This is a genomic window from Nonomuraea sp. NPDC052129 (assembly GCF_040680095.1).
Lineage (GTDB): Bacteria > Actinomycetota > Actinomycetes > Streptosporangiales > Streptosporangiaceae > Nonomuraea.
Genome location: NZ_JBFAVX010000014.1, coordinates 14,875 through 38,014 on the forward strand (window position 1 = coordinate 14,875; position 23,140 = coordinate 38,014).

Consider the following 23,140-nt stretch of genomic DNA (forward strand, 5'->3'; position numbering starts at 1 on the left):
ACCGGCTGTAGCGGGGTAATCAGGCGAACAATCCTCATCGTCCAGCAAGAAATGGGGAAGATTGGAGAAAGAGCTACAGATTGTCGATGGATCCTCACGGCAGCCAGGAAGAAGGTGCGGCCGTGATTCTCCCCCGCCTGAGGGCAGGGGTTTCCACGCTCAAGGAGTCTCGATGAAGGTCGGCGTTCCCCGCGAGGTCAAGGACAATGAATACCGCGTCGCGCTCACCCCCGCGGGCGTCCACGAACTGGTACGGCACGGCCACCAGGTCCACGTCGAGCACGAGGCGGGCCTCGGCTCGTCGATCCCCGACGCCGACTTCGCGGCGGCCGGTGCCGTCATACTCGACCAGGTCGACGACGTCTGGGCCGAGAGCGACCTGGTGCTGAAGGTGAAGGAGCCGATCGCCGAGGAATACCACCGGATGCGCAAGGGCCAGATCCTGTTCACCTACCTCCATCTGGCCGCCTCCCGGGCCTGCACCAAGGCGATGCTCGACTCGGGCGTCACCGGGGTCGCCTACGAGACCGTACAGACGCCGAACGGCGCCCTCCCCCTGCTCGCCCCCATGTCGGAGGTCGCGGGGCGGCTCGCGCCGCAGGTCGGCGCGTACCATCTGATGCGCTCGCAGGGCGGCAGAGGCGTGCTGATGGGCGGCGTGTCAGGTGTGCGCGCGGCCCACGTCGTGGTGATCGGCGCGGGCGTGTCGGGCATGAACGCCGCCGCCATCGCGCTCGGCATGCAGGCCGAGGTGCTCCTCCTCGACAAGAACATCGACAAACTCCGCCAGGCCGACATGATCTACCAGGGGCACTGCCAGACGGTCGCCTCCAACACCCTGGAGATCGAGAGCGCCGTACGCGAGGCCGACCTGGTCATCGGCGCGGTCCTGGTGCCCGGCGCGAAGGCGCCCAAGCTGGTGACCAATGAGCTCGTCAGCCGGATGAAGCCCGGCTCCGTGCTGGTCGACATCTCGATCGACCAGGGCGGCTGCTTCGAGGACTCCCGGCCCACCACGCACGCGGAGCCGACGTACCAGGTGCACGAGTCGATCTTCTACTGCGTGGCCAACATGCCGGGCGCGGTCCCGTACACCTCGACGTTCGCCCTGACGAACGTCACGCTCCCGTACGCCCTGGCCATCGCAGACCGGGGCTGGGCACCGGCCATGCGCCAGGACCGGGCGCTCGCGCTGGGGCTGAGCACGCACGAGGGCCGCCTGACCAGCCGGCCGGTGGCGGAGGCCCACGGGTTGGCATGGACGCCATTGGAAGACGTACTGACCCGAGCATGACGAGGCGACCGCCGAGCACCTCGCGGTGCCGGACGACTCCTTCGACACCGGCCTGGCGATCCTCATGGTCCACCACTGGAGCGCCCCGACCTCCTGGACCAGGGTCACACTCCCGCGGCGATTACCAACGACTACTGACCTATACGGCCGTCGATGCGCTCGCGCAGCAGGTCGGCGTGACCCATGTGTCGGGCATACTCCCAGATCATTCCCATCGCCGCCTCGCGCAGCGACATCAACCCTCCACCACTGCCATGCTGATTCGCGGCATCGTCGGCGGTGAGGTCGAGACTGGGCGCCTCGGCCAAGAACCGCTCGGCGAAGTCCACCTCCGCACGCCATGCCTCCCACGCCTCCGCTACGACCTTGGGGTCGGCGACAGCGCCGTCGAAATCACCGTCACGGTCGCTCTCGGAGGTGAACAGCCTGGGGACGTCCTGTCCGGCCATCAGCACCCGGAACGTCCCACGCTCTACCTCGGCCAGGTGCCGCACCAGGCCCAGGAGCGACATCGTCGACGGCTCAACGGCCCGCCGCGCCATGGCCTCCGCGTCGAGATCCGCGCATTTCATCTCCAAGGTGAGGCGTGCGCAGCGCAGGTTTTCGATCAGCGTGGCGCGCTCGTCGCCCAACGTTGGCCCGTTCTCACGTGGGTCGTCGTCAGATGGCTTGCCGTCCGCTGTGAACATGTCGGCTCGTCGTGTCGTTGCCATGGCCGCCATCATGGGTGATGCGCCTGGAGACCGACAACTTATTAACGGTCCCTAGACTCATGGTCAGCAAGTCCGGCAAATCGCTGCAACTCACGGAAGGACGACAGTGGCCAAGACCGCTCTCCTGGTGATGGATGTCCAACGGGTCATCGTGGACCGCTACCCGGACCCCGCCTACCTGCCGCGCCTGCGCGAGGCGATCGACGCCGCCCGGGCCGCCGGCCTCCCGGCGATCTACGCGGCCGTCGGGTTCCGTCCCGGATATGCGGAGATCAGTCCGCGCAACAAGATGTTCGGCGCGATCGCCCGCATGGGGGGAATCGCCGGAAACGAGCAGGCCATGGAGATCCATCCGGACGTGGCACCAGAGCCTGGCGACGTCGTCGTCACGAAGAAGCGGGTCAGCGCCTTCGCCGGCAGCGACCTCGACATGGTCCTGCGGGCAGGCGAGATCGATCACCTGGTCCTCACCGGCATCGCCACGAGCGGCGTCGTGCTGTCCACCCTGCGCCAAGCGGCCGACCTGGACTTCCAGCTCACCGTCCTGTCCGACGCCTGCCTCGACTCCGACCCCGAGGTGCACCGGGTGCTCGTGGAAAAGGTGTTCCCCGGCCAGGCGGACGTCACCACCGTGGCCGAGTGGGTAGCGACGACCAAGTGATCCGAGACCACTTCCCTGGCACCTGCGTGCCGACGGCCAAGTGATTCGCGGTTGCTTCACCGACACCTGGGTCCTGGCGGCCAGTGATCCGAAGCTGTTTCCCTGACACCCCGGCGGGTACGCCGGGGTGATGCACGAGCCCATGGCAGAGCGGATACGACGACGCGCCGAGCACCTGCTGCCCGAGGAACAGGCAGCAGGAAGCGACGACACCGAGAAGCAGGCGGCAAGCATCCTCGCCGACTCCGACGCCCGCGAGGAGTACGCGGAATCAACCCCCGATCTACGGATCGACCACCGCACCTCCGAGGAGACCGTCGACCCTTGACGCGCTCTCCGGTGCGAACGCCGGAGATTCAACCTGTGCGACTGGACGGGCGCTTCCGCACGTCTCGCGGTGGTGCCGATTGGGTGGCCGATTCCTGTCGACGTCGTCGATGGCCTGTCATTCGGCCGGGCAGATGGTGCCCGGCTTGGGCAGTCTCAGGTCGGTCAGGTACGTGGTGGCGTGTTGGATGGGGCACTTCTTGCCCGACAGGTACATGACAGCTCACCGCCGATCTGCCCGCAGATCTTCACCAAGCTCGACCTGTCTCCATCGGACAACGACCACCGCCGCGTACTCGCCGTCCTGCGCTACCTGCAAGCCTGACGGTCCTGCGCTGTCTGCGGTCCTCACGATGGCGGTACGCGCTCACGCGGGTCGGCCCAAGCCGCCCGCGCGCCGTTATGTTTGCGGACGTGATCCGCGCCGTAGTGATTGATGTGGACGACACGCTCTGCCTCACCGAGGCGGTGTGTTTCGAGCTGGAAAACGAGGTTTTGGCGCGCATCGGCCGCGAGCCGATGCCCCGAGCCGTGCACCTGTCCACATGGGGGCAGCCCTTGCTCGAAGCGATGCCACAGCGCTCGCCCGGCCTTGACCTCACGGCCTTCGCCCCTGTCCATCAGGCGGTGCTCCGGGAGTACGTGGTGGCCGGGCGGCTGGATGTCGTCGCACCGGAGAACCTCCGGGCGCTCGATGAGCTTGCCGCCGCAGGACGCAGCCTCATGCTGCTGACCTCACGCACCGAAGCGGAGGTGGCGCACCTCCTGGCCCCGGACCATGCGCTCACCGGCCGGCTCGCCGCTGTCTACCATGCGGGCAACATGCGCTTCAGCAAGCCCGACGGCCGCGCCTTCGACGAACTTCTGACCACCACCGGACTGGAGCCCCGCCAATGCCTGTACGTGGGCGACTCCCCCGGTGACGCGCAGGCGGCCAACGGAGCCGGCTTGCGCTTCATCGCCTGCATGCAGAGCGGCCTCAGGCAGCGCACGGAGTTCGACGCACATCGTGTCGACGCGTTCATCGACACGTTCCCTGAAATGGTCGACGCCATAACCCACCTGGAAGAAGCTCCGCCTTCGCCACGTCCAGCGCGGGGTCACTGAGGCTGCTGTAAAGGCAGGGGTCTTGCTCGGGCTCAGCCAGTGGCCGGAAGCGCGTACCCCACAGTGGTCAGCAGGTGTCGGGGGACGTGTGCCTGCCCAGTTTCATCGCTGAGATCACACATACCAAGAACAGCGGAAGGGGAATCCAGAGATCGTTTCTCCCTGGACAGGTAATCAAGGGGCTGTTGAGGTCATTACCAGGCGTGGACGATTCAAAGGCGCGACTCACCGCGCTGTATGAGAAGCACTACCGCAGCGTGCTCAGCTACGTGCTGCTGCGAGCCGATCAGGAGACGGCCGAGGACATCGCCAGTGAGACCTTTGTGATCGCGTGGCGAAAACTCGGCCGCCTACCGGAGCCGCCGCTGCCGTGGCTGCTCAGCGTGGCTCGCAACTTGGTACGGACGCAACGCCGCACCACCGCCCGCAGGCACAGCCTGGTCGCCCGGCTCGCCGAACTCGCCCCCGCTGACGACGTGGCCGAGCAGGTGGCCGAGCGGCAGGCAGCGCTGACAGCGCTCGCGGAGCTATCCGAGTTCGATGCCGAGGCCGTACTGCTGGCCAGCTGGTACGGGCTCACGCCGGCTGAGGCCGCGAAGATCGCCGGTTGCTCGGCTCGCACCTTCAACGTGCGACTGCACCGCGCCCGGCGCCGTCTCACCCACGCGCTCAACCTTGCCCAGCCGACGTTCCTGGAGCAGTCATGAACGACCTCAACGGCCTGATCACCTCCTTGCGCCCCAGCACCGAGGACGCCTACCAGCGCCGCCGCGAAGCCGACCTCGCGCGCGCCTTCGCCACCCGTCGCCGTCGCGACTTCTCCTTCCGGCTGCGGCTTGTGGCCGTGGCCGCACCTGTCGCCCTCGCCGGCATCGTGGCCGCGGTCGCACTGGCGCCCAGGGCTGCCCCGTCACCGGATCACACTGCCGCGACGGATCATGACGTCAGTGCGGCGAGCCTGCGCCAGTTCGTTCTGATGAGCTCGAAAGAGCTGGGAGTCAGGGTCTTTCTGTGCAAGCAGGACTCCCCATGGCCCGCGTGCGGAGGCATCATGGCCGACCCGCCGGGCAGGGGCAAGGCGATCACCGAACCGCAAAGGGCGAACGTCCAGAGAAGGCTGGGCGAACTACCAGGGGTCGTGCGCGTCACCTTCGAGGACCAGGCCGGCGCACTGGCCAGATTCCGCAAATTCGCTCCTCAAATGCCGGACGTAGGGATCAAGGACATGAACGCGTCGTTTCTCGTCACCATGGAGACCGGCGCGGACTTCAGTCCAGTGATCAGCAGGGCGAAACGCATGCCCGGGGTCTCGAACGCCTTCAAACAGGTTCCTGCTCCGCAGACGCCACCGCTATCCACAAGCCGGCCAGCAGAGTGAAGCCGTCCTCACCGCGCCTGCCAGCGGCAGTCGGAAGCCGGTTCTGCAGTCGCCTAGGGTGTGTTCGTGACTGCCAGTCCAGACCGCCGTGACCAGCTCAAAGAGTTCCTGCGTGCCAAGCGGGAAGCTCTTTCCCCCGCCGACGTCGGCATGCCCGCCGGAGGGCGCCGCCGTACTCCGGGACTGCGCCGGGAAGAGGTGGCAGTGCTCGCCGGGGTGGGAGTGTCCTGGTACACCTGGTTGGAGCAGGGACGCGACATCAAGGTCTCCGATGCCGTGCTGGATGCCGTCGCCCGCGTGCTGAAGCTTGACGAGGCGGAGCGGGCGCACCTGTACGTGCTCGCCGGGCTGAATCCACCGGACCCCGCAGGCCGGCCGGGTGCGCCGGTGAGCGAGCAGTTGCGTGCGGTGCTGGAGGCATGGATGCCCAATCCGGCGCACGTACTGGATCGGCACTACAACCTGGTGGCCATGAACGACGCGGCCAGGTGGGTGTTCGGATTCGACGACGATGTCCGGAACTGCATGGTGGCGTTCTTCACCCACCCGATCTACCGCGGCAGGTTCACCGAATGGCACGAGTTCGCCCCGGACATGGTGGCCGACTTCCGTGCCAGCGCGGCCCGCTATCACGACGATCCGGTCTTCGGGCAGATCGCCGAAGAGCTGTGCGGCGCCAGTGCGGAGTTCGCCGAGTTGTGGGCCCGGCCGGACGTACGCTCCCGCTCCCAGGGGATCAAGGCGATCACCCACCCCGAAGCCGGGAACCTCACCTTCGAGTACTCGCTGTTCCGGCTGCCGGATCGTACGGACCTCAACGTGGTGCTGCACACACCGCATCCCGACACCGACACCAAGCAGAAGGTCGAAAGCCTGGTGGTGGCACACCCAGGATGAGCTGACACTGCCTTCCCGAAAGCCTTCCCACCACGATGGAAGACATGAAGGCAATCACGATTCCCGAATTCGGCAGTGCTGATGTCCTCCGCCTCGACGAGATCGAGCTCCCCGAGCCCGGGCCGGGGCAGGTCTCCATCGACGTGGCCTACGCGGGCGCCAACTTCGCCGAGATCCTCTACCGGCAGGGCGTGGTGGACGTACCGCTTCCTTTCGTGCCCGGCATCGAGGTGTCCGGCCGCATCCGGGCGCTCGGCCCCGGCGTCGAGGGGCTGCGGGTGGGCCAGTCGGTCGCCGCGCTGACGATCGTCGACAGCGGCGGCTACGCGGAGGTGGTGACCACCTCCGCCGACCTGGTGGCTCCCTTGGACGGCTACGACCTGGGGCTGGGCATCGCGGCGGCGCTGCCTTCCAACAGCACCACCGCGTTCCTCGTACTCGACCGGGTGGCCCGCATCGAACCAGGCGAAACCGTGCTCGTGCACGCCGCCGCCGGAGGCGTGGGCAGCCAGCTCGGCCAGGCCGCCCGATTGCTGGGCGCGGGCCGCGTGGTGGGCACCGTGGGCAGCCCCGCCAAGATCGAGACCGCCAAGGCGTTCGGCTACGACGAGGTCGTGCTGCGCGAGCAGGTGGCCGAGGCCGGTCGGTTCGACGTCGTGGTGGACATGGTCGGCGGTGCGGCACGACGCACCAGCCTGGACCTGCTCGCGCCGATGGGCCGGATGGTGGTGATGGGCAACGCCTCCGGCGCCGAGGACGTCGGGATCTCGGCCGACGAACTGTGGTTCACCAACAAGACGGTCTCCGGGTTCAACCTGGCCGCGTTCTCCGCCGCTTCTCCGGCAGAGGCGGGTCGGGCGCTGAATCGGGCGGTCGCGGCGGCCGCTAGCGGGGAGCTTCGGGTGCAGGTGGAGTCGCTACGGCTGGAACAGGCCGCACAGGCGCACCGCCGCATCGAGTCCGGCCGTACGACCGGCAAGCTCGTGCTCGAAGTCGAACGAATCTGACGCCACTGGCCGTGCTCCAGTCACTCGCTCGGGGCGTATGCGATGGTGCACGGCCTTTGACGCGGCCGTGGGGAGGACGGGCGGCGACCGGCCGGAAAAGCCGTGGCAGGCAGGCGCGACGGGCGACAGGATGCCTGACATGCGCTTGCACATCGACACCGACCTGGGCGGGGATCCCGACGACCTCTGTGCCCTGGCGATGGTTCTGGGCTGGCCCGGCGTGGAGATCGTCGGCATCACCACGACCGCTGACCCTGATGGCCGACGCGCCGGTTACGTCGCGCACTGCCTCCAACTGGCCGGGCGCCCGGACATCCCGGTCATCGCCGGCGCCGGAAAATCACTCACCACAGGCCGGTCCATGGGCGACTTGCTCGATCACGAGCGGTACTGGGGCGGCGTTACCGTCGCCCCCCGTCCCGCGCCGCCGGAAGCCGCGATCGATCTGCTTGAGCGCAGCATCGACCTGGGCGCCACCGTCGCGGCCATCGGGCCCTTCACCAACCTGGCTCTGCTGCACATGGCCCGGCCCGGTCGTCTTGACGGGGTGCCGGTGGTGGCCATGGGCGGATGGGTGCACCCCCTTGCCCCCGGACTGCCCGCGTGGGGCCCGGAGATGGACTGGAACACGCAATGCGACGCCCAAGCCGCCCGGGTGCTGGCCGAGCACGCCCGGCTCACCTTGGTCACCCTCCCCGTCACCGTCAAGGCGCACCTACGGGCCGCTCACCTGCCCCGCCTGGCCGCCTCTGGGCCTCTGGGCGAACTACTCGCCCGTCAATGCAGGGCTTACGCCATAGACAGCGGTATGACGGAACTCGGCCGCGCCCATGCTGGACTGCCCGATGACTTGATCAACTTTCACTGGGACCCAGTCGCGTGCGCCGTGGCGCTCGGCTGGAGCGGGGCCGTCGTCCAGGAACAGCGCCTGCGGACCGACCTCGAGGCAGAGCAGTTGTGCTTCACGGGCGACCCGAACGGGCGGCGGACGCAGGTGTTCGCCGACCTGGACGACCAAGCCTTCAACGAGACCTGGATCGACGCTGTCGAAAGGGCGCAACAGCAGTAGAGCGAACCCACTCGATCAAGCAAGGCGAGGCACGGCGACCGTCCGTCGGGATGGGCGGGCGGAATTCCTCAGGGCCGATCAGAGCAAGTCGTCGAATTCGCCGTCCTTGATACCACCGAAGAATGCCTTGAGCTCAAGATCGGTGAACGCAAGAACGGGACCGTTGGGGTTTTCGCTGTCGCGGATGAGCACCAGAGGCCCGCGGTCGGCCTTGTGGAGGGCGTCGGACGGTGCGGCGTCAGAAACTGCGACTTCCACGCACCCATTGCCTCCGTCACTGTGCCGGCTCTTCCGCCAGATGAGGGTGGCCGGGTCGATCGGGTTACTGTGCATGTTTCGCGGGTCCTCTTTCCATCTGTAGACGGTCGGCCGCCTGAGAGATCAACTCTGCCGACTCATCAGGGCTCACAGCGATCGCGCGCAGTTGATCAAAGGCAAGGCCGTATCGATGAACCTCACTGTCGTCCTCAATCCACAGGCTACTTGTGAGCGTCTCGATGTAGGCCACGTCGGGGTAATGGACCTCGGAAAGGGCCAGGATGGAGAAAGGTTTCGTCGCGCCGGGATGTGCGCCCACAGCGCTCGCGAGGATCTGAATCGTCACCCGACTTCCCCGCCGACATCGTCGAGGTCGATCTCTACCGAGTGCAACTCTGGCCACCCGAGACGGCATAAGCCGTTGCGACAGCTCGGCGCACAGTCTGGGGGCTGCCTGGGCGCACCGAGATTCGGCCTCAACCGCCGACGGCCCGGCGACCAAGCTGGCGCCCAGCACGGTGAACGCCTGCTGATCATCCGCGACGGGATCGCGTCCGGGGGTGGCGGGGGCCGGCAGGCCCCCGCCGAAAGGCGGAGCCCCAAAAGGGCAGCCCGAGCGAAGAGCGAAGACCATCTACATCAAGCAAGGCGAGGTGCGGCGGGTGCATGCCGTCCGCCGAAGTGAGCGTGCGGAACTGCCCGGACTGTCTGATCATGTCCGGTCTCGCAAAGCAGTAGACGACCTCGACGGTGACGCATGCAGCAGCGAGAGACGAGCCCTACGAACGATTGGTTTCACCGGAAGTGTCCGCTGAGTCACCAGTCACATACTTCGCCGCGTCCGCGAGTTCGGAAGCCGTCAACGAGCGGCCCGTGGTATTGACGCGCGAGAATACCGTGCTCGCCACGGAAAGAGAGCCCCCTACTACCCGGACAACCGGTACGCGGTAGTCCTTGATACGCCGCACGACGGATTCGCACTCATCAATGAGGTCGGCCAGCTCTTCCTCAGGCGCTGCCGCCGAAAGTTCCCGCATGTAAGCCAGGAAATCAATGGTCCTGAGCGCCGAGCGAACAGGGAAATAGTTGATCGGGACGTCTCTCTTCTTCCAATGGCGATAGCGATGGGACTGCCCATCGCGCTGGCCCAAGACACGGTAGACCGACCACTTCCACTCGCGCGGATTCGCGGCTCGAAGGCAGCCGAAGAGAGTGGCCAGACGCTGATGACCGTCGACCAGGTATGATATGGGCCTTCCCGGCTCAGGATCGGCGATCATCTGCCCGGCGATCTCATTCGAGCATTCGACCTGCGACTCGGTCTCCCAGACAATGAAACTCCCGATGGGAAACCCTCGCTCGAGGCTCTCGAACAGGTCGAGCATCTGGCCAGGCGCCCAGGAGAACGCGCGCTGAAATTTTGGTATGCGCAACTCACCACGGGCAATTGCCTCGATCATTTCTGTGACGAGACGCACCTCCGGATTGAATTCCATGCCCGCGTTCTGCTCTGCCACGTATGCCCTCTAAATAATTTTGCGTAGTTTCGAAAGAAGCTCGCGCAGTTCGCTCACGACCTCTGCTCCAAGTCCAGCGAAGTCGGACTCGGCGAGCCTCCCGCCAGCGGCGGCTCTCATCATGAGTTCGGTCAAGCCGGCCCCGAACCCCGGCCGGAGAAGCTCGATCGTCCGGTCAGGTACTCCGTCGTACAGGCTCCCATGCCCACGCGGCACCTGCGGCTCGCCGTCTCTCCCACCAGGGAATCCTTTCTTCATGTCAAAGTGTCCACGCTGCTTCGGGGTGAGCGACTTCAACGCCTTGATCTTCTTCGACGTTTCGTGATGCGGCCGGACCATCGCCAAGACCCGATTGGGAGCATAGTTCTCCGCCTCGCGAAGCTCCAGGACATGAACATGGGCACCGAGCGCACGGACCTCATCGGCAACCTTGTGGCAGCGAGTCACTTGACCGGGAGCCAACCTGTCGCTGTCCAGCAACAGTGCCACGCGTGGTGTACGCCTGAAGCGGGTCAACGCATCGGACGCCTGCTTCCCCGCCCTATCCTTTCCTCCGCCGTGGCGGATGTCCAGGTGCTGCCTTGCCGCCGCCTCCGCCACGTCCTCGCCGTCGAAGACGCGGCAGATGGCCAGAAGGAAGCAGCGGTCAGAGAACTCGTCCTCAACGAGGAGCACAGCAGGTTGCCGCAGATCGCACACATCGTCGCGAATGGTTGTGTGGGACACCTGCAGAGGAGCGACACCAGCGGCCTGCCACGCCTGAGCGACGCTGGCCTTGAGCGCGAGATCTGCGTAGACGGGCGCGAGTGTCGGGAAATGTCGGCCGAAGAAGGCGACAGCCGATTCCACATCCTGGGGCTTGATATGCCACTCATGCTGCACCCGTAGGAATAACTGGATCAGTTCGTGGATCTCCAAGATCTGATCGGCTCTCGTGAATATCTCGGGATGGAACTCAACCCGCATCGGCTTCCGATCGCTCAATCTGGGCGGCAGCGAGCGCCCGCGTCTCCTCGAAGTCCTCGGCGAAGACCCCGCGCGGCCAGTAGTCCAGGTTCCCGAGCTGGTCGATGCCGATACGTCGGGCGTTGGCCACGCCGCCTTCGTGTTCCACAAAATAGATCGCGACATCATCGGGGGCGATGGCGCCTTCCGCGATCCGACGCCGCAACCGGAGCATGAAGGTCTCGCTGTGAGTTTCAATGAGGAACCGAACGTTCGATTCTTGGGCGGCCGCCATGAAGAGATCGGCCAAGCGGGCGTGCGCTGACGGATGAAGGTGCAGTTCGGGTTCTTCGATGATCTCCAGAGTCGGCTGTTCGGGCGGCATCACCGCATCCACCGCACGCTGCACGAGGATGGGCAGCAACTGAGTAACGCCCGTGCCCGCGTCGGCGAGGCTGACCTCAAGCTTGCCATCGAACGTGGAACGCATGACGGCGGAATACACGCCTTCTTCGTGATGCTGGATCCCGAGCTTCCAACCTGAGATGTTGTCGTCGAGATAGCCATTGAGCCTGTTCAGCAGCCCGCTGCGCCGTCGAAGCTCGTCGTGGGCGACAATGTCCAGCGCCGATTCACCGTTGGCGCCGACGACGGTAGCCGGCCTTCTGGAGCGGAACCGGTAGACCCTGCGCGGGCGCTCGCGATAGGGGCTGAGATAACGAATGTCATCGAACTCGGAACGGATGATCGCTATCGCCTCGATCAGCTGATCAAGGTCGATGTCCTCGCTTTGGTCCAGCCGGTCCGCTTCGGTTGTGTCATAGACGGCATCGTAGGCTTGATCGTGTCGGATGGCAGGAAGAAGCCCATAAAAAGGCAGACGAATTCTCGAAACATCGTCCTCACCGTTGCTCACGAAGTAAGCATGCCCGTCCTTCAATTCGTGCCGCCGCGGCCAGTCCGCACGGTCAGGATCGTCTTCGTCCCAACCTATGTGCGTGTACTTCGAGTCAGGCTCGATGGCCAATGAGCTGACCAGCTGATAACCCCACTCGTCGACATTCTGTACCGTGGCTGACAGGCTGTGCGGACGGACGCCTTCACGTTCGAAATCGAGTCGCACACCAATGCGGCCGTGCGGATTGCGGCCGTGAACCAGATCGAGGAAGTCCGGGCCAGACTCTCCGAGTTGATCCAAATCGAAAGGAAGGGGCGACATGGTGCGAATGCCCGTTCGGAGGACCAGTGGCGCCCGGACAAGGGCACTCTTGCCCGAATTATTCTTGCCAAGCACCACGGTAATCGGGCGCAGTTCCACCTCTTGCCGAGTACGGAAACATCGATAGTTCTCGAGGACGAAGCGCGCCAGTGGCATGAGGTCGACTTTAACGCGCCTCCGTGCCACGCGGACCGATTTCCCAAACGCTGAAGGCCCTCAAGGGCACTACGACCTCGACAAGAGGGCCTGGTCTCGATCTTTCCTGCGCCGATAGAGCAGCAGGCGAAGCCGTGACGTAATGGCTGATCGTCTGTGTGTCAGCTCGTCGCCCGTTTCTGATGGCCAGTCACACGCTGCCGGTAACCGCCCCGAAGCCCCTTTGATTGCCTCGGGGCCGCTCTCCATCCCTCTGTCATCGCGAAACAACATGGCCAGGCAGCGCCAACCGTGAAGCCCCTCGCCATCTACAACGGGATCGCGTCCGGGGCGGCGGGGGCCGGAAGGCCCCCGCCGAAAGGCGGAGCCCCCAGAAGGCAGCCTGAGCGAAAGCGAAGACCATGCTTTTCGGGGGTCGAAGGGGGCGGAGCCCCCTGGGAGGCACCGCCCGACCGCCAGGGAGGCCCGAGCTTGGGGTTACTTGTTGGTGGGGCTGGGGCTGATCATTTCCGTGGGGGGCTGGCTGGCCTGGCCCTTGGGCTCCGGGGGGAGGGGGGCCTGGTCCGCCGTCGTGGTGATGGCGTCGGGGCCGCCGCAGATGGCGCCGGCTTCAGGGGTGTCCGGGCCGTTCTGGTACTTCTTGATGAACGCCGCGAGCTTCGGGTCGTCGGCCTTGTCGAGCTTCAGCTGGTGGCCCCAGGAGGATGCCACGACCGGAGCGGGCAGGTTCGGGTACGGACTGACCAGCATGTAGTCCTGCTGCCCCGTCGAGGTAGCCGTCTTCTTCAGCGCGTCGACCTGCGCCTTCGGCAGGTCGGGGCGGTAGGTGATCCACAGGGCGCCGTGCTCCAGCGAGTGGACGGCGTGCTCGTTGTGGATCGGCTTGTCGTAGACCGCGCACTGCTGCCAGTAGTTGTTGTGCTGGCCGCCGACCGGCGGGTTCTCCTTGTACGTGACCGTGTTCCAGACGTGCTGGCCCGCCTCGTACTTGTAGTTGGCCACAGCCCCCAATGACGTCTCTTTGGCCTGCTTGACCAAGTAGAAACCGACCACTCCGACGAGCAGCACGATGACGAGTCCGCCTGCCCCCCACATCAACAGCGCGGCGCGGCGCTCCTTGCTCTTCTGCTGCGCTCGCATCTTCTGCAGATGCTCGCGCCGCGCCTGCGCCTTCTCCTTCGTCATCGTTCCTCCATCGGCATGCCAACTCCGGGTCACCCTATGCCCTAGTGCAGTATGTGGAGAATAAGAGCGTCTTAAGTACCCGGGCACGCCTCGGCGATGAGATGGGTACGCTGGACGAGCCATGGAAAAGCCCGCCAAGAACTCACTGCTCATCGCCTGCGCCGTGCTCGTACTCGCCGGAGCGGTGATCTTCCTCGTATGGGGTCGTAGCGGCACCCCCGGCGACGCCTCGGCGGAGGCCGGATTCGCTCGCGACATGGCCACGCATCACGCGCAGGCCGTCGACATGTCGTTCACGATCAGGGACAAGACGCAGTCCAAGGACGTCAGAAACCTGGCCTACGACATCATCACCACCCAGTCCAATCAGCGGGGCATGTTCCAGGGGTGGTTGCAGCAGTGGGAGCTCGACCAGGCCACCGATCGCCGGCCGATGGCCTGGATGGCCGGGCACGGGCACAGCGGGTCAGGCACTTCGGCCGCCCCCGCCGCCGTTCCCGTGGGCGGGGCGATGCCGGGCATGGCCTCGCCGGATCAGCTGACCAAGCTCAAGGAGCTGCAGGGCACGGCTGCCGAGGTGCTCTTCCTGCAGCTGATGATCCGCCACCACGAGGGCGGCGTGCAGATGGCCGAGGGTCTGCTGAAGCTGTCCACGCGGGACGAGGTGGTCAGCATGGCGCAGAAGATCGTCAATGGGCAGACCGGCGAGATCAAGCTCATGACCGAGATGCTCAAGCAGCGCGGCGCGCAGCCGTACCCGACCATCCTGAAGTGAGCGCAAGGCGTCTCAGGGCAATGAGCTGGATTGAGGCGGGCCTCAAGTGGGCTCGCGGCGCCAGGGACTGAGGCGGGGATGAAGTGAGCGCGCGGCGTCACGGATTGAGGCGGCCCTGAGGTGAGTGCCGACGCCGTTGTGGTGGGGTCCGGGCCGAACGGGCTTGTCGCCGCTGTTCTGCTGGCTCAGGCCGGGCGTGAGGTGCTGCTGCTGGAGGCGGCCGATCAGTTCGGCGGGGGGCTGCGGTCGGCGGAGGTGACGCTGCCCGGGCGGGTGCACGATCTGGGTGCGACCGTGATGGCGATGGCGCTGGCCTCTCCTGCTTTCAGGGAGCTCGGCATCAGTGGATCCGGCCCCAAAGAGCCCGGTCTCCATGGGGGCGAGTCTCGTGGGGGCGAGTCTCGTGGGGGCGAGTTCGGTTCGGTTGAGTTCGTGCATCCCGCTGTCGTGGCCGCTCATCCGCTCGACGATCGCCCCGCCGTGCTCGTGCACCGTGATGCCCGCCGCACCGCGGCCGGTTTGGGGCGGGATGCGGCGGTATGGGAGCGGACGGTGGGGGCGGCGGCGCGGGCCGGGTTGCCGCTGGTCGATCTGCTGCTCAAGCCGCTCGGGCCGTGGGAGCCGCGGCCGCGGGTGTTCGCGCAGGCGGCCAGGTTCGGGGTGGCGGCGGCGTTGCCGGTCACGACACTCGGGCGGCGGGCGTTCCGGACCGTCGAGGGGCGGGCGGTGCTCGCGGGCATGGCCGCCCATTCCATGCTCGACCTGCGCTCGCCCATGACGAGCGGGTACGGCCTGCTCCTGGCGGCCCTTGGGCACCTGGTGGGGTGGCCGGTGGTGAAGGGCGGGTCGCAGGTCCTGGCCGACGCCCTGGTGGCCAGGCTCAGGGCCCTGGGCGGGGAGGCGGTCACCGGGCATCGGGTACGCCACCTGCGGGAGCTGGGCGCCGAGACGGTGGTGCTCGACGTGACCCCCCGACAGTTCCTGACGATGGCCGAGCTGCCGGCCGGGTATCGCAGGGGGTTGGAGCGCTATCGGTACGGGCCTGGGGTGTTCAAGCTGGACTGGGCGCTCGACGGGCCCGTGCCGTGGCGGGATCCGGCGGTGGCGGCGGCCGGGACAGTGCATCTCGGGGGCACGCTGGAGGAGATCGCGCTCAGCGAGGCCGAGATGGCTCACGGGCGGCACTCACCGCGGCCGTACGTGCTGCTCGTGCAGCCGTACGCGGCCGATGACAGCCGGGGCGGGCACACGTTGTGGGCCTACTGTCATGTGCCGAACGGGTCCAGGGTCGACATGACGGACGCCATCGAGGGGCAGATCGAACGGTTCGCGCCGGGGTTCCGCGACCGGGTGCTGGCCAGGCACGCGATGGGGCCCGCCGAGCTGGAGGCGGCCAACCCCAACCTGGTGGGCGGCGACATCGGGGGCGGGCTGGCGAGCCTGGGGCAGTTCGTCAGGCGGCCGGTGTGGTCGCCGGCGCCCTGGCGGACGCCGCTGCCCGGGGTGTTCCTCTGCTCGGCGGCCACGCCGCCCGGGGCGGCCGTGCACGGCATGGGCGGCTGGCAGGCCGCCCGCCTCGCACTCACCGACTGAGAGTCCTAAGCCCTAAGAGCCCGCAAGCCCTAAGAGCCCTGGGGGCCCAAAGAGTCAGCCCATCTCCTCCCGGATCGCGGCCGCGAAGGCGTCCACGTCCGCTTCCGTGGTGTCGAAGGCGCACATCCACCGCACCTCCCCCGTCGCCTCGTTCCAGGTGTAGAACCGGAACCGCTTCTGCAGCCGCTCCGTCACCTCACGCGGCAGCACCGCGAACACCGCGTTCGCCTCCACCGGGCGCGGCACCTCGACGCCGGGGATGTCGCGGACCGCCGCCGCCAGCCGCTGTCCCATGGCGTTGGCCTGGCGGGCGTTGCGCAGCCACAGGTCGCCGGAGAGCAGCGCCTCGAACTGCGCGGACACGAAACGCATCTTCGACGACAGCTGCATGAACGTCTTGCGGATGTAGTCGATGCCGCCGGCCGCCTCGGGGTTGAGCACCACGACCGCCTCGCCGTACAGCAGGCCGATCTTGGTGCCGCCGAAGGAGAGGACGTCGACGCCCGCGTCGGTGGTCAGCGCCCGCAGCGGGACGTCGAGGGCGGCGGCGGCGTTCGTGAGGCGGGAGCCGTCGAGGTGGACGAGGAGGCCGCGCTCGTGCGCGTGGGCGCAGACGGCCGCGATCTCCTCGGGGGTGTAGAGGGTGCCGAGTTCGGTGGTGTTGGAGATGGACACGACGCGGGGCTGGGCGCGGTGGACGTCGCCGAAGCCCCAGGCCTGGCGGTCGATCAGCTCCGGGGTGAGCTTGCCGTCGGGCGTGGGTACGGTCAGCAGCTTGATGCCGCCCACGACCTCCGGCGCGCCGCCCTCGTCGGTGTGGATGTGGGCGGTCTCGGCGCAGATGACCGCCTCCCATTGGGCGGTCATGGCGCGCAGGGAGACGACGTTCGCGGCGGTGCCGTTGAACACCGGCCAGACCTGGGCCCGCTCGCCGAAGTGCCGCTGGAAGACGCTCAGCAGGGCCTCGGTGTAGACGTCGTCGCCGTAGGCGATCTGGTGGCCGCCGTTGGCGTCGGCGATGGCGCGCAGGATCTCCGGGTGTACCCCCGCGTAGTTGTCGCTGGCGAAGCTCTTGAGCTGCGGGTCGTGCCGGGGAATCACTGAGTGAGGTCCAATCTGGTGCCGTTGAGCTGCGCGGCGGGCCGGTCGTAGAGGTCACCGATCGCCTCTGCCAGCGTATTGACGTCGGTGAAGCCGGTGAAACGGGCGTCCGGCCTGGCGGCGCGCATGGCGTCGTTCACCAGGGCCTTGACGACCAGGATGACCGCCGCGCTGCCGGTGTCCTTCAGGGCGTCGGCCAGGGCCAGGGTCCACGCCTCCGCGGCCGCCTTGGCGGCGGCGTAGGGAGCGCCGCCCGCCGTGGGGTGCTGGGCCGCCTTGGCGGAGACGATCACGAAGCGGCCGTTCTGGCTCTTGCGCAGCAGCGGCTCGAAGGCCAGCGAGACGTGCTGGAGCGTGCGGATCAGCAGGTCGTGCAGGGCGCCCCAGTCGTCGAGGTCGGTCTCGGCGAACGACTTCGCGCCGCGCCAACCGCCGACCAGGTGCACCACCCCGTCGACGTGGCCGTGCTCGGTGGAGATCCGGTCCGCGAGCGCTTGTACGGCCGCGCGGTCGAGAAGGTCGACGTCGTCCCTGCCGACCCCGATCACAGTGTGCCCATTTTTCCGGAAAAATCCGGAGACGGCCTGACCCGTGGGGCCGCCGGCACCCGTAACCAGAATGATCATGCCCGGATCCCCCTAGTCGATTCGACCACTTCGGCCAGCTTACGGCGCAGTGCCTCATAGAACATGCTCAGCGGGAACTCATCCGGCAGCACCGCGTCCACCTTGGCCTTCTGCTCCTCCGGCAGCGCCTGGATCCCCTTGGCCCACGTCGATCCGGGGCTCGGCTCGACGTACCCGCTCACCAGCTCGTACGCGGCCAGCCAGTGCGCCAGCTTGGACCGGTCGATGCTGTCCCGGTACAGCTTCTCCACCTCGCCCCGCAGATCGGCCACGCCGCCCGCCACGCGCTCCCAGTCGACCGTGAGCCGGTTGTCGGTCCACCGCACCACGTCGTTGCGGTGCAGGTAGGCGAAGAGCAGCTGCCCGCCGAGCCCGTCGTAGTTGCGCACCCGGTCACCGGTGATCGGGAAGCGGAACAGCCGGTCGAACAGGATGGCGTGCTGGACGTACCGCGCGTGCGGCACACCCTTCTCCTCCAGCCGTACGGCCTCGCCGAACGCCGTCAGGTCGCAGCGCAACTCTTCGAGCGAGTAGAGCCAGTACGGCATGCGCTGCTTGATCATGAACGGGTCGAACGGCAGGTCACCGTGGCTGTGAGTGCGGTCGTGGATCAGGTCCCACATGACGAAGGTGTCCTGGGCCAGCCGCTGCGACTCCAGCAGCCTGGCCGCGTCCGGCGGCAGGTCGAGCTTGAGCGTCGCCGTGGCGGCCGTGGCGACCCGCCGGAACCTGGCGGCCTCGCGGTCGGCGAAGATGCCGCCCCAGGTGAACCGCTCGGGCGCCTGACGTACGGCGACGGTCTCCGGGAAGAGCACGGCCGAGTGGGTGTCGTAGCCGGAGGTGAAGTCCTCGAAGGCGATCGGCACGAACATCGGGTTGTCGTAGCCGGACGACTCCAGCTCGGCCAGCCAGTCCGGCCAGATCGTACGGAGCCAGACGGCCTCCAGGGTGCGGTTCGGATTGCCGTTCTGGGTGTACATGGGGAACACGACGAGATGCTCCAGGCCGTCCACCCGCTGGGTGTCGGGGTGGAACAGCTCCAGGGAGTCGAGGAAGTCCGGTACGCCCAGATCCTGGGCGCTCCACTTGGCCAGGTCGGCGCGGACGGCGGCCAGGTAGGCGGCGTCCTGCGGGAAATATGGCGATATTTCGGCCAGCTGGCTGTCGATCGTAGCCACCAGCGCCTTCGCCTGGGGCTTGTCGTCGGGCACCGAGCCGTCCTTGACCTGGAGCGGACGGAGCTCCTCGACCGTCGCCTTGAGGGCGGCGAACAGAGCCGCCTTCCGCTCGTCCCGGGATCCGGTGGCGCCGTCGTCCGGCACGCGGGCCGCCCAGGTGACCACGTTCCCCCACAGGGTGCGGTGGTCGTAGTCCTCGATCGAGTCGTCGCCGAACAGGTCCGAGTCGGCGAACACCACCACCCGGCCGCGCCCGTGCCGCACCGCCACGGCCAGCGGCGCCCCCGCCGGATCCGCACCCCCCGAACTGGCGAACAACACGGTCGCGTCCACCGACGAACCCGCACCGGCCGCCCCCGCGTCCACCGACGAATCCGCGAGGGTCAGCGCGCCGGAGCGGTAGAAGCAGGCGGCCTTGACCCCGGCCAGCACCCCGTCACTCGTGGCCCGCTCGCCGAGCACCCAGGTCGCCACCCCTCGGTGAGCGTGCCCGGGATCCCGCACCGTGGCGTGCGTCACGCCCACCCCGAACCGGCCCAGCAACTCGGCCAGGTTGTTGCCGTACTTGTCCTGCTCCTCCTCCGCGAGCACTACCAGCCCGCCACCACCGGCGACGAACGCCTCCACCGCGTCCAGCTCGGCGGCGGAGAACATCGGGCTCCCCTGCCCCGTGGTGCGCTCCCACCGCTCCCCCGACGGATGCGCGATGACCAGCACGTCCTGCTCCTGGAGCGTTCCCGCGTCCAGCGATCCGGTCAGACGGGCCGTCACCGTGTGCCCCAGGCGCCGCAGCAGCTCGGCCGCGCGGGCATAGCTGTTGTCGTCGGGGTGGGCCGGATTGATGGCCTCGGCGACCTCACGTCGGATGGTCCACGACTCGCTGTGGGCCTCGTCGAACAGCACCCTGGGGAACGCCTGCATGAAATATCTCCCGCCATAAGCATCTTCTACGGGAAAATATACATATAGGGATGCCCAAAACCGACAAACATGTCCGCATGGTGAGATGTCAGGAGAGGTGGACGCTCTGCCTGACGCGGCCCTCGGTGGCGTCGTCGCAGCGGTTCTTGGCGCAGAAGTACAGCACCAGCAGCGGTTTGGGCCGGCGGTCGATGACGTAGCTGACGAAGCCGAGCCGGTTGCCGCTGTTGCGGTCGCGCAGGGAGCCGTCGTACCGGGTGGCGTCACTGTCACCGGCGCGGTCGGGTACGGGCTGGTCCACCACGATCTCGCCGGGCAGCAGCCCTTCCAGCATGGCCTTCATCTGGGCGGCGGTCGCGCTCGCGCTGAGCGCGTCGGAGACCTGCACGTACACGCCCACGGCGTTGTCGGCGTCGCCGGTGATGACCTCGTTCACCGTGGTCCAGTCCGCGGCCGCGCCGGAGACGAACATCGACTCGAACTCGGCGGCATGCGGCGAGGCCACCACGAACAGGTCGCCGTGCGTCCTGACGGTCCAGTCGGCCGGGTACTCGAAGGTGAGCGGCGCGGCGGTGGTGCTCTGGTAGCGGGCCCAGGAGTCGCCCTTCTGGGTCATGACGAGCAGCACGACCAGCGACAGCGCCGCGACGGCCGCGATCACCGTGGCCACCACGAGCGGCAGCTTGCTCGGGCCGGAGGTAGCGGAGGCCGCCTTCTGGCGCTGGCGTGCGGCCGACGACGGGGTGGGCGACGGCGCGGCGGGCTGGCCGCTGATCGCGTCGCGCAGCGCGGTGACGAACGCCGTGCACGACGGATAGCGCTGCTCGGGCGACTTGGCCAGCGCCCGCATCATCACGCCGTCGACCTCGACCGGCAACTCCGGCCTGACCTGTGACAGCGGCGTGGGCTGCTCGGCCAGGTGCGCCCAGAGCAGCGCGATGTCGTTGTCGCGCGGGAACGGCAGCCGCCCCGACAGCGCCTCATAGGCGACGCAGGCCAGTGCGTACTGGTCGCACCGCCCGTCGATGTGCTCCTTGTTGATCTGCTCGGGCGCCATGTAACGCGGCGTGCCGATGAACTGGTCGGTCTGGGTCAGCCCGGAGATCGACGTACGGTGCTTGGTGATGCCGAAGTCGGTCAGGTAGACGTGATCCCCGGCCAGCAGGATGTTGGCCGGTTTCACGTCGCGGTGGATCAGGTCGTGCGCGTGCGCGGCGTCGAGCGCGGCGGCCACCTGGGAGATGATCTGGTTCGCCTGCGCGATCGGCAGCGCCCCCCGGTCGTAGATGAGGCGGCGCAGGTCGAGCCCGTCGACGTAGCGCATGGCGATGTAGAGCACGCCGTCGGCGTCGGCGTTCGCCTCGTAGATCGGGATGATGTTGGGGTGCTCGATGCTGGCGACCGTCCGGGACTCCAAAATGAAGCGCTGCCTGAACCGGTCGTCGACGCTGAGCACCGGGTTCAGGATCTTCAACGCCACCCGTCGGCTCAGCCTCGGATCGAGCGCCAGGTAGACGACGGCCATGCCGCCCTTGCCCACGATGTCCTCGATGTAATAGCCGGCCACCTCCTGGCCCACGAGCGATCTGTCGTTCACGGGCATCACGTCTCGATGGGGTGGCCGCAGTAGCCGCAGAAGCGGTGCGCGGCCCCCAGCCGCATTCCGCACGCGGTGCAGTATTTGACCGACGGCTGGTCCTGCTCGGTGAGCACCTGCTTCTGCTGCGGGATCACCTGGAAGGGCTGCGACCTGCGGACCACGACGGTCTGGTTCGCGCCCTCGTCGAGCGGCGCCGGCGGTGAGGTCGGCGCGGACGACACCGACGAGGCCGCGGCCGCCGCCGCTGCCGCCGCGACCAGCGGTGGTGGCTGGTCCGGTTGGTCGTCAGGAGTACGGCGTCGCCGCCACAGCAGGAACGCCCCGGCGCCCGCGGCCACGAACAGCACCCCGGCGGCGACGATGAACGGCCAGAGCGGCATGCTCCTGGGCGCCGGTGCCACGGTCTGCTTGCTGCCCGCGTCCTCCGGGCCGCCCCGCTTCTGCAGGGAGGTCTGCAGCAGCCTGGCCGCCACCACGTTGCCCGGATAGAGCTCCAGCACGCGCTGGAAGCCCGGCGCGGCCTCGGTGTAGTACTTGGTGTGGTAGCGCGTCAGCGCCGCCTCGAAGGCGGCGTCGATGGCGCCACGGCGCGGCGCGACCCCGGCTTTGGCCAGCGCGGCGAGGATCTCCCTGACGCCGATCATCCTGGCTTCCTTGCCGCCGCCGATGAGCATGCCGATGACGTGGCCGTCCTTGTCGCCGATGACCGGCGCGCCGAGCAGGCCGCGATCGACCAGGGCGCCGAGCTTCACGGGCTCGTCGACCTTCTTCTCCGGGTCGGCGAAGCTCCGGCCGGCGTCCTGTCCGCCGCCGCCTTTGCCCAGGTGCGCGATCTCGACCGTCTCCTTGACGTTCGCGCCGGGCCGGTCGGTGAACCCGGCCACGTTGGTGGGCGAGCCCTGCTGGTCGGGCACCTTGTCGGCGAGGGGCGCGGTGGGCATGCCGACGCTGCCGACGGTCCGGCCCGTGGGGATCAGGACGGCGGGGCTGTCGGGCTGCGGGCCGGTCTTGACGATGTCGGCCTTGATGCCCTTGGGGTCGGCCGGGGAGACGTTCGGAAATATCGTGACGTTGGTGGTGACGTTGATGATGCAGGTCGACACGTTGGTCTTGGGCGGGTAGCACTCTTTCAAGTGGTGCTCGAGCAGGTCGTCCTTGACCTTGTGCCGCTCGAAGTCGATCGGGATCTTCACTTTGTGGTGCTCGGCGAAGATCTTGTTGGCCGCGTAGACCGCCACGTCCTTGTCGGTCTTGACCACGCGGGTGAGGGTGACGACGGCGCCATCGGGGTTGACCACGATGCCCGTTCCCACGCCTAAGGGGATGTCGTAGGACCGTTCCACATGCATCAGCTCGCCTATGTGATCGAGCAGAGTGATCTCGACGTGCGAGGAGGCTTCCACGCGAACCACGGCCGGGGTTACGAGGTCGGTGATACCGCTGGGGTGCTCGTGCGCCGCCGCGGGCAGGGCAAGCAGGACGAGTGTCGCCGCGACACCCCCGGCAAGAGCTGTGAGACGTGCCATCTCCGCTCCAATTTCGCAGTTATCGAAATAAGGGTCTCAATCACCTGCCGGAAGTCAATAGACGCGTTCATAGACAAGCGCTTGCTT

General features: G+C 67.4%; 24 protein-coding genes. 12 read left to right on the forward strand and 12 right to left on the reverse strand.

The window, feature by feature from the left end; genetic code table 11:
- The first annotated feature begins 172 nt into the window (after positions 1–172).
- Complete coding sequence (gene ald / locus AB0L53_RS28445; protein WP_363999883.1) at positions 173–1,294, forward strand: alanine dehydrogenase; 1,122 nt, start codon at positions 173–175, stop codon at positions 1,292–1,294.
- Between the two features lie 131 nt (positions 1,295–1,425).
- Here ald and AB0L53_RS28450 read toward each other — a convergent pair whose 3' ends face one another.
- Positions 1,426–2,019, reverse strand: a complete 594-nt coding sequence (locus AB0L53_RS28450) for a DinB family protein (RefSeq protein WP_363999886.1) — start codon at positions 2,017–2,019, stop codon at positions 1,426–1,428.
- A 94-nt stretch (positions 2,020–2,113) separates the two neighbouring features.
- Here AB0L53_RS28450 and AB0L53_RS28455 point away from each other — a divergent pair, with 94 nt between their 5' ends.
- The 9 genes from AB0L53_RS28455 (at position 2,114) to AB0L53_RS28495 (ending at position 8,453) form a co-directional block, all read left to right on the forward strand.
- Positions 2,114–2,668, forward strand: coding sequence for an isochorismatase family cysteine hydrolase (locus AB0L53_RS28455; RefSeq protein WP_363999889.1), 555 nt, complete (start codon positions 2,114–2,116; stop codon positions 2,666–2,668).
- 130 nt (positions 2,669–2,798) lie between these two features.
- Positions 2,799–2,996 (forward strand): hypothetical protein, encoded by a 198-nt coding sequence (locus tag AB0L53_RS28460; protein ID WP_357961263.1) that lies wholly within the window; start codon positions 2,799–2,801, stop codon positions 2,994–2,996.
- Positions 2,997–3,179: 183 nt separating this feature from the next.
- Complete coding sequence (locus AB0L53_RS28465) at positions 3,180–3,320, forward strand: hypothetical protein (protein WP_363999892.1); 141 nt, start codon at positions 3,180–3,182, stop codon at positions 3,318–3,320.
- An 89-nt stretch (positions 3,321–3,409) separates the two neighbouring features.
- Positions 3,410–4,102 (forward strand): HAD hydrolase-like protein, encoded by a 693-nt coding sequence (locus AB0L53_RS28470; RefSeq protein ID WP_363999895.1) that lies wholly within the window; start codon positions 3,410–3,412, stop codon positions 4,100–4,102.
- A 203-nt stretch (positions 4,103–4,305) separates the two neighbouring features.
- On the forward strand, positions 4,306–4,809 hold the full coding sequence (locus tag AB0L53_RS28475) for a sigma-70 family RNA polymerase sigma factor (RefSeq protein ID WP_363999898.1): 504 nt from the start codon (positions 4,306–4,308) through the stop codon (positions 4,807–4,809).
- On the forward strand, positions 4,806–5,480 hold the full coding sequence (locus AB0L53_RS28480; protein WP_363999901.1) for a permease-like cell division protein FtsX: 675 nt from the start codon (positions 4,806–4,808) through the stop codon (positions 5,478–5,480). Before AB0L53_RS28475 ends, AB0L53_RS28480 begins: the two co-directional genes overlap by 4 nt.
- 66 nt (positions 5,481–5,546) lie before the next feature.
- A complete protein-coding gene (locus AB0L53_RS28485; protein WP_363999904.1) occupies positions 5,547–6,377 on the forward strand; it encodes a helix-turn-helix transcriptional regulator in 831 nt (276 codons plus the stop codon).
- Positions 6,378–6,421: 44 nt separating this feature from the next.
- Entirely contained in the window at positions 6,422–7,384 is a 963-nt protein-coding gene (locus tag AB0L53_RS28490; protein ID WP_363999907.1) for a zinc-binding dehydrogenase, read from the forward strand.
- A gap of 139 nt (positions 7,385–7,523) precedes the next feature.
- Positions 7,524–8,453 carry a nucleoside hydrolase gene (locus AB0L53_RS28495; RefSeq protein ID WP_363999910.1) on the forward strand — a complete coding sequence of 310 codons (930 nt, stop codon included), beginning with the start codon at positions 7,524–7,526 and terminating at the stop codon, positions 8,451–8,453.
- A gap of 78 nt (positions 8,454–8,531) precedes the next feature.
- Here AB0L53_RS28495 and AB0L53_RS28500 read toward each other — a convergent pair whose 3' ends face one another.
- From AB0L53_RS28500 to AB0L53_RS28525, 6 genes are all read right to left on the reverse strand, one after another.
- On the reverse strand, positions 8,532–8,786 hold the full coding sequence (locus AB0L53_RS28500; protein ID WP_363999913.1) for a DUF397 domain-containing protein: 255 nt from the start codon (positions 8,784–8,786) through the stop codon (positions 8,532–8,534).
- Positions 8,776–9,057, reverse strand: coding sequence for a Scr1 family TA system antitoxin-like transcriptional regulator (locus AB0L53_RS28505; RefSeq protein WP_363999916.1), 282 nt, complete (start codon positions 9,055–9,057; stop codon positions 8,776–8,778). The genes AB0L53_RS28500 and AB0L53_RS28505 overlap by 11 nt, the downstream gene beginning before the upstream one ends.
- 433 nt (positions 9,058–9,490) lie before the next feature.
- On the reverse strand, positions 9,491–10,228 hold the full coding sequence (locus AB0L53_RS28510) for a DUF262 domain-containing protein (RefSeq protein ID WP_363999919.1): 738 nt from the start codon (positions 10,226–10,228) through the stop codon (positions 9,491–9,493).
- 9 nt (positions 10,229–10,237) lie between these two features.
- Positions 10,238–11,194, reverse strand: coding sequence for a hypothetical protein (locus tag AB0L53_RS28515; RefSeq protein WP_363999922.1), 957 nt, complete (start codon positions 11,192–11,194; stop codon positions 10,238–10,240).
- The gene (locus AB0L53_RS28520) at positions 11,184–12,548 is read right to left on the reverse strand and encodes a DUF3696 domain-containing protein (RefSeq protein WP_363999925.1); all 1,365 of its coding nucleotides are present in this window, start codon (positions 12,546–12,548) and stop codon (positions 11,184–11,186) included. The genes AB0L53_RS28515 and AB0L53_RS28520 overlap by 11 nt, the downstream gene beginning before the upstream one ends.
- Positions 12,549–13,025: 477 nt before the next feature.
- Complete coding sequence (locus tag AB0L53_RS28525; RefSeq protein WP_363999928.1) at positions 13,026–13,733, reverse strand: DUF3105 domain-containing protein; 708 nt, start codon at positions 13,731–13,733, stop codon at positions 13,026–13,028.
- Between the two features lie 121 nt (positions 13,734–13,854).
- Here AB0L53_RS28525 and AB0L53_RS28530 point away from each other — a divergent pair, with 121 nt between their 5' ends.
- Entirely contained in the window at positions 13,855–14,508 is a 654-nt protein-coding gene (locus AB0L53_RS28530) for a DUF305 domain-containing protein (protein ID WP_363999931.1), read from the forward strand.
- A 120-nt stretch (positions 14,509–14,628) separates the two neighbouring features.
- Positions 14,629–16,101: an NAD(P)/FAD-dependent oxidoreductase gene (locus AB0L53_RS28535; RefSeq protein ID WP_363999934.1), complete on the forward strand. Its 1,473-nt coding sequence runs from the start codon at positions 14,629–14,631 to the stop codon at positions 16,099–16,101.
- 54 nt (positions 16,102–16,155) lie between these two features.
- On the opposite strand, the gene AB0L53_RS28540 is transcribed toward AB0L53_RS28535, so the two are convergent.
- The 5 genes from AB0L53_RS28540 to AB0L53_RS28560 all read right to left on the reverse strand — a co-directional run bounded on the left by AB0L53_RS28540 (position 16,156) and on the right by AB0L53_RS28560 (position 23,053).
- Complete coding sequence (locus AB0L53_RS28540) at positions 16,156–17,202, reverse strand: low specificity L-threonine aldolase (RefSeq protein WP_363999937.1); 1,047 nt, start codon at positions 17,200–17,202, stop codon at positions 16,156–16,158.
- Complete coding sequence (locus AB0L53_RS28545) at positions 17,199–17,828, reverse strand: SDR family NAD(P)-dependent oxidoreductase (protein WP_363999940.1); 630 nt, start codon at positions 17,826–17,828, stop codon at positions 17,199–17,201. Before AB0L53_RS28545 ends, AB0L53_RS28540 begins: the two co-directional genes overlap by 4 nt.
- Positions 17,825–19,927 carry a DUF6421 family protein gene (locus AB0L53_RS28550; protein ID WP_363999943.1) on the reverse strand — a complete coding sequence of 701 codons (2,103 nt, stop codon included), beginning with the start codon at positions 19,925–19,927 and terminating at the stop codon, positions 17,825–17,827. The genes AB0L53_RS28545 and AB0L53_RS28550 overlap by 4 nt, the downstream gene beginning before the upstream one ends.
- An 88-nt stretch (positions 19,928–20,015) precedes the next feature.
- Positions 20,016–21,530 (reverse strand): serine/threonine-protein kinase, encoded by a 1,515-nt coding sequence (locus tag AB0L53_RS28555; protein WP_363999946.1) that lies wholly within the window; start codon positions 21,528–21,530, stop codon positions 20,016–20,018.
- Positions 21,530–23,053 (reverse strand): hypothetical protein, encoded by a 1,524-nt coding sequence (locus tag AB0L53_RS28560; RefSeq protein ID WP_363999949.1) that lies wholly within the window; start codon positions 23,051–23,053, stop codon positions 21,530–21,532. Before AB0L53_RS28560 ends, AB0L53_RS28555 begins: the two co-directional genes overlap by 1 nt.
- Between the last annotated feature and the right edge of the window lie 87 nt (positions 23,054–23,140).

Coding starts and splice junctions, on each gene's coding strand:
- ald (WP_363999883.1), top strand. CDS start 173: ATGAAGGTCGGCGTTCCCCGCGAGGTCAAGGACAATGAATACCGCGTC.
- AB0L53_RS28450 (WP_363999886.1), bottom strand. CDS start 2,019: ATGATGGCGGCCATGGCAACGACACGACGAGCCGACATGTTCACAGCG.
- AB0L53_RS28460 (WP_357961263.1), top strand. CDS start 2,799: ATGCACGAGCCCATGGCAGAGCGGATACGACGACGCGCCGAGCACCTG.
- AB0L53_RS28480 (WP_363999901.1), top strand. CDS start 4,806: ATGAACGACCTCAACGGCCTGATCACCTCCTTGCGCCCCAGCACCGAG.
- AB0L53_RS28490 (WP_363999907.1), top strand. CDS start 6,422: ATGAAGGCAATCACGATTCCCGAATTCGGCAGTGCTGATGTCCTCCGC.
- AB0L53_RS28495 (WP_363999910.1), top strand. CDS start 7,524: ATGCGCTTGCACATCGACACCGACCTGGGCGGGGATCCCGACGACCTC.
- AB0L53_RS28500 (WP_363999913.1), bottom strand. CDS start 8,786: ATGCACAGTAACCCGATCGACCCGGCCACCCTCATCTGGCGGAAGAGC.
- AB0L53_RS28515 (WP_363999922.1), bottom strand. CDS start 11,194: ATGCGGGTTGAGTTCCATCCCGAGATATTCACGAGAGCCGATCAGATC.
- AB0L53_RS28520 (WP_363999925.1), bottom strand. CDS start 12,548: ATGCCACTGGCGCGCTTCGTCCTCGAGAACTATCGATGTTTCCGTACT.
- AB0L53_RS28525 (WP_363999928.1), bottom strand. CDS start 13,733: ATGACGAAGGAGAAGGCGCAGGCGCGGCGCGAGCATCTGCAGAAGATG.
- AB0L53_RS28530 (WP_363999931.1), top strand. CDS start 13,855: ATGGAAAAGCCCGCCAAGAACTCACTGCTCATCGCCTGCGCCGTGCTC.
- AB0L53_RS28545 (WP_363999940.1), bottom strand. CDS start 17,828: ATGATCATTCTGGTTACGGGTGCCGGCGGCCCCACGGGTCAGGCCGTC.
- AB0L53_RS28550 (WP_363999943.1), bottom strand. CDS start 19,927: ATGCAGGCGTTCCCCAGGGTGCTGTTCGACGAGGCCCACAGCGAGTCG.
- AB0L53_RS28555 (WP_363999946.1), bottom strand. CDS start 21,530: ATGCCCGTGAACGACAGATCGCTCGTGGGCCAGGAGGTGGCCGGCTAT.
- AB0L53_RS28560 (WP_363999949.1), bottom strand. CDS start 23,053: ATGGCACGTCTCACAGCTCTTGCCGGGGGTGTCGCGGCGACACTCGTC.